Raw genomic sequence first — 4275 nt, 5'->3', positions numbered from 1 at the left:
CCTTGGTGAGGACCACGTTGGGGATGACCATCTCGTGCTCGATGCCGTCCGTCGAGCCGCTATCCCAGTAGGCGACGAGGTCGTCGATGGCCTGCTTGGCCTCGGCGGCGGGGTCCTGAGCGATCAGGGCCGTGAAGACGCCCTTCTTGAGCAGGTCGACGTTGGCCGGGTAGGCGTCGTAGCCGATCAGCGCAGTCTTGCCGACGAGTCCCTTGGCCTGCAGCGCGGCGGCCGCGCCCGTCGCGTTGGTGCCGTCGATGGCGAAGATGCCGGCCAGGTCGGGGTACTTGGTCAGCCAGTTGTTGACATTGGTGTTGGCGGTGGTCGCCTGTGACTGGGAGTAGGCCTTGTCGACGATCTCGATGCCGGGGTAGGAGTCGGCGATGGCCTTCGTGAAGCCGTCGAGGCGCGCGACGTTGGTGGTCGCGGTGGCCGACGTGAGCCCCACAACGACCTGGTAGCTCTCGCCGTCCTGGTAGCCGATCGCCGTCGCCATCGCCTCGGCGGCCTTGGCGCCGCCGTCGGCGTTGTCGCCGGTGATGAAGCTGATCACGTCGGTCAGGTCGGTGACGTGGGTGTCCACGTTGACGACGGGGATGTCCATGCCGACGGCCTTGGCGACCGAGGGCTGGAGTGCGTCGGGGTCGGTCGGGATGAGGACGAGGCCGTCGGGCTTCTGGGCGAGGACCTGGTCCACGAACGGGATCTGGGTGGCGGGGGAGTACTGCGCGGGGTCGCCCTGCCAGATGAGCTCAACGCCCTGGGCCTGGGCCTCGGCCTCGGCGCCGATCTTCATGGCCTGGAAGAACGGGTCTGACTCGGCGCCCATCACGAAGGCGACCGTCTTGGGACTGGAGTCGCCGCCGGAGTCCGAGCCGCCGGTGGACGTGGAGTTGTCGGAGGAGCCGCAGGCGGCGGTGAGGGCCAAGGTCGCGCAGGCGACGGCCACGAGGCCGTGTCGCTTGATGCGGGAGGTGAGGAAGGTGGAGCCGTTCATCGGGTGTTCCTTTCAAGGGTCGGTACCTCAGGAGCACCGAATGACAACGTGGTCAACAGAGTGAAACCGATCACACCGCAATGTGTCAATGAAACTCTGAAAATTGTGACCACGTTGTCATTGAGGATGACTCTTAGCCGTGGATGCGGCCAAGCCGCGGCTGCTTGCCATCTCGCTGGGCATATGGCAGCGTTGTCATCGCTGCCCATCAAGCAGTCGCGAAAGCCATCGTGTCGCGCTCAACCCAGGCCTCGACGCGCCTCTGGAGGATCCCCAGGATGACACCGATGTCTCGGGACGCTGGACCGTCACGGCCACCGCGCCCCACCATGCGCGACGTCGCCGCGTTGGCCCATGTGGGGGTCAAGACCGTGTCCCGGGTGATCAACAACGAAGGCAACGTGAGTCCCAGCACGCAGGCGCGAGTGCGCAGCGCCGCTGAGAAGTTGGGCTTCCGGCCCAACCTCGTGGCCAGCAACCTGCGCCGCGCCGACGGTCGTACGGCGACCATCGGACTGCTGCTCGAGGACGTTGCCATCCCGTTCAGCGCAGCGCTGCTGCGCGCGGTGGAGGACGTGGCGCAGCGGCGCGGCGTCCAGGTGCTGATCGCGAGCGTGGACGAGGACGCCGCTCGGGAGCGTGACTTCGCCCGCACCCTCATCGACCGTCAGGTCGACGGGCTGCTCATCGCCCCGACTGGGCGAGACCAGAGCTATCTGATCGCCGAGCAGCGCGCCGGCACCCCGATCGTCTTCCTGGACCGAGTGCCTCGGCTCATCGACGCCGACGCCGTCGTCTCGACCAACAGGGAGGGGGCGGCGGACGCAACTGAGCATCTCGTCGCTATCGGGCACCGCCGGATCGCCTACCTGGGTGACGACATCGGGATCGTCACCGCGCAGCAGCGTCATGACGGCTATGTGAGCGCCTTGGCCGGGGCCGGGATCCCCGTCGATCCGGCCATCGTGCACCACGGCGTGGCGACCATCGATGCGTCCTGCCGGGCCACCTTGGACCTGATGGCATGCGACAGCCCACCGACCGCGATCTTCGCCAGCCAGAACCTCGTCACGGTGGGCGCCACCAAGGCGCTGCACCGGCTCGGGCTGCAGCACACCATCGCTCTGGTGGGCTTCGACGACTTCGCCCTGGCGGACGTCCTCACGCCCGGGATCACCCTCGTCGCCCAGGACCCGACCGAGATGGGTCGGCTGGGGGCCACGCTCCTGTTCGACCGGCTCGACGGCCACGACCGCCCGCCCCAGACCCACCTGATCCCGACGCGACTCGTCGTCCGCGGCTCCGGCGAGATCCCCCCGTCCGGGCGCTGATCGCTCGTCTTCGCTCGGGGCCGACTCCTATGCTCGAGATCATGACGCCCCTCAAGGACAGGTTGGCTCGACTCTTCGGCGCGCCCGCCGGCTCGACGACTCCGGTGCTGGCCGACGCCTATGCGCCGCAAGCCGACGGGGAGCCCGATCCCGGCGAGGTCGTGTGGGCGTGGGTGGCCTACGAGGACGACCCGTCTCAGGGCAAGGACCGCCCGGTGCTGGTACTGCGCGCTGAGGGCGACGGCTGGGTCGGGCTCTACCTGTCCAGCCAGGACCACGACCGCGACGCCGCTGACGAGGCCCGGCACGGTCGCTACTGGATGGACATCGGCAGCGGCGCCTGGGACTCGCAGGGACGACCGAGCGAGGTCCGGTTGGATCGGCTGGTGCCGCTGACGCGCGACGGCGTACGCCGCGAAGGAGCCGCCCTCGACCCGGTGATCTTCGTCCGGGTGGCCGAGGCCGCCGGACGCTGCATCGGGTCGTGACCGCGCGACCACTAGGGTTGGCCGGGCCATCGGACGGGCCAACGGATGGGCCGATCATGGGGACAGGGAAGCGGGGCGATGACGAGGCGGCGGCTGGTAGCGATCACGTCAGCGCTGTTGTTGAGCCTCGGGCTCGCGGCATGCTCCGACGACGAGGCGCCACCGAAGCCGACCGCCACCCGCAGCTCGCAGCCCGCTGAGAAACGGACCCTGACCTTCGGGGCATTCGGTCACCCCGAGGAGCTCAGGGCCTTCGAGCAGGTCGTCGACTCCTTCAACGCCTCGTCGCAGACGCGCGAGGTCAAGCTCGTCACCTGGCCCGACCACGAGACCGCGCTCGAGGCCGTCCTCGCCGGCGACGCCCCGGACGTCTTCCTGACCGCGCGCCGTGACCTGCTGGAGATCGCCGACAGCGAGTCGACCCGACCGGTGAGCCTGCTGCTCGACGAGCGCGGGGTCGACTTCGGCGACCGCTACTCGCGCGACGCACTCGAGGCCTTCTCCTACGACGACGACCTCCAGTGCATGCCCTATTCGATCTCTCCCATGGTCATCTACTACAACGACGAGCTGGTCGACTTCGCCAAGATGGAACGACGCGGCCTGGACGTGCCCGATGAGACGTCGCCCGGCGAGCTCGACGACCGCTGGACGCTCGCCGAGTTCGCCGCCGCGGCCCAGTTCGCGAGTCGCCGTGGAACCGTCGACGGCGTGTGGATCGAACCCACCTTGCGCGGCCTCGCGCCGTTCATCTACTCGGGCGGCGGTCAGCTCTTCGACGACGACACCGACCCGAAGTCCCTGGACTTCGCCGGCGACGGCACGCGCTCGGCGCTCGACCAGACGCTGGCCATCCTGCGCGATCCCACGCTGACACCGAGCGCCGACGAGCTGCGCAAGGCCACGCCTCTTGAGCTCTTCAAGCGCGGCAAGCTCGCGATGATCGCCGGATTCCGCGACCTCGTGCCTGAGCTCCGAGCCGTCGAGTCGCTGTCGTTCGACACCATCTCCATGCCTGTCATCGAGAGCCCCGCAACCGTCGGAGACATCGACGGGCTGTGCATCTCCAAGGGCACCGAACACGTCAACGATGCCGCGGACTTCATGGCCTACGCCGTCTCCGACGCCGCCCTCGAGATCGTGACCCGTACCGGCTACATCGTCCCCGCCAACACCGAGGTCGCCGGGTCCGAGGCGTTCTTGTGGCCGGGTCGCGAGCCCGCTCATGCCACGGTCTTCAACTCGGCCATCCGCGGCATGGTGATCCCCCCGCTGCTGGCCACGGGCACCGAGCTCGACGCTGCCGTCGCCTCGCTGCTGGACGACCTCGTCACGAGCCCGGGAGCCCTCGACCTCGACGCGACCACCGAGGCGATCGACGCTGCGTCGAGGACCGTCCTCGACCCCGAGTCGGTCACCGAGTCCCCGTCGGAGACCCCGACCGAGTAGTCGCGGACTC

General features: G+C 68.7%; 4 protein-coding genes. 3 read left to right on the top strand and 1 reads right to left on the bottom strand.

Features of this window, described 5'->3' with window-relative positions:
* On the bottom strand, positions 1–997 hold a 997-nt coding region (locus RMO85_RS07755), incomplete at its 3' end, for a substrate-binding domain-containing protein (RefSeq protein ID WP_310528152.1).
* A 287-nt stretch (positions 998–1284) separates the two neighbouring features.
* Here RMO85_RS07755 and RMO85_RS07750 point away from each other — a divergent pair.
* The 3 genes from RMO85_RS07750 to RMO85_RS07740 all read left to right on the top strand — a co-directional run bounded on the left by RMO85_RS07750 (position 1285) and on the right by RMO85_RS07740 (position 4265).
* Positions 1285–2328: a LacI family DNA-binding transcriptional regulator gene (locus RMO85_RS07750; protein WP_310528150.1), complete on the top strand. Its 1044-nt coding sequence runs from the start codon at positions 1285–1287 to the stop codon at positions 2326–2328.
* A gap of 41 nt (positions 2329–2369) precedes the next feature.
* Positions 2370–2816, top strand: coding sequence for a type II toxin-antitoxin system PemK/MazF family toxin (locus RMO85_RS07745; protein WP_310528148.1), 447 nt, complete (start codon positions 2370–2372; stop codon positions 2814–2816).
* 78 nt (positions 2817–2894) lie between these two features.
* Positions 2895–4265 carry an extracellular solute-binding protein gene (locus tag RMO85_RS07740; RefSeq protein ID WP_310528146.1) on the top strand — a complete coding sequence of 457 codons (1371 nt, stop codon included), beginning with the start codon at positions 2895–2897 and terminating at the stop codon, positions 4263–4265.
* Positions 4266–4275 lie beyond the last annotated feature (10 nt).

Source organism: Nocardioides sp., assembly GCF_031422975.1.
Taxonomy (GTDB): Bacteria; Actinomycetota; Actinomycetes; order Propionibacteriales; family Nocardioidaceae; genus Nocardioides.
This window is presented reverse-complemented; position numbering and strand designations above follow the sequence as displayed.

Coding starts and splice junctions, on each gene's coding strand:
- RMO85_RS07750 (WP_310528150.1), top strand. CDS start 1,285: ATGTCTCGGGACGCTGGACCGTCACGGCCACCGCGCCCCACCATGCGC.
- RMO85_RS07745 (WP_310528148.1), top strand. CDS start 2,370: ATGACGCCCCTCAAGGACAGGTTGGCTCGACTCTTCGGCGCGCCCGCC.
- RMO85_RS07740 (WP_310528146.1), top strand. CDS start 2,895: ATGACGAGGCGGCGGCTGGTAGCGATCACGTCAGCGCTGTTGTTGAGC.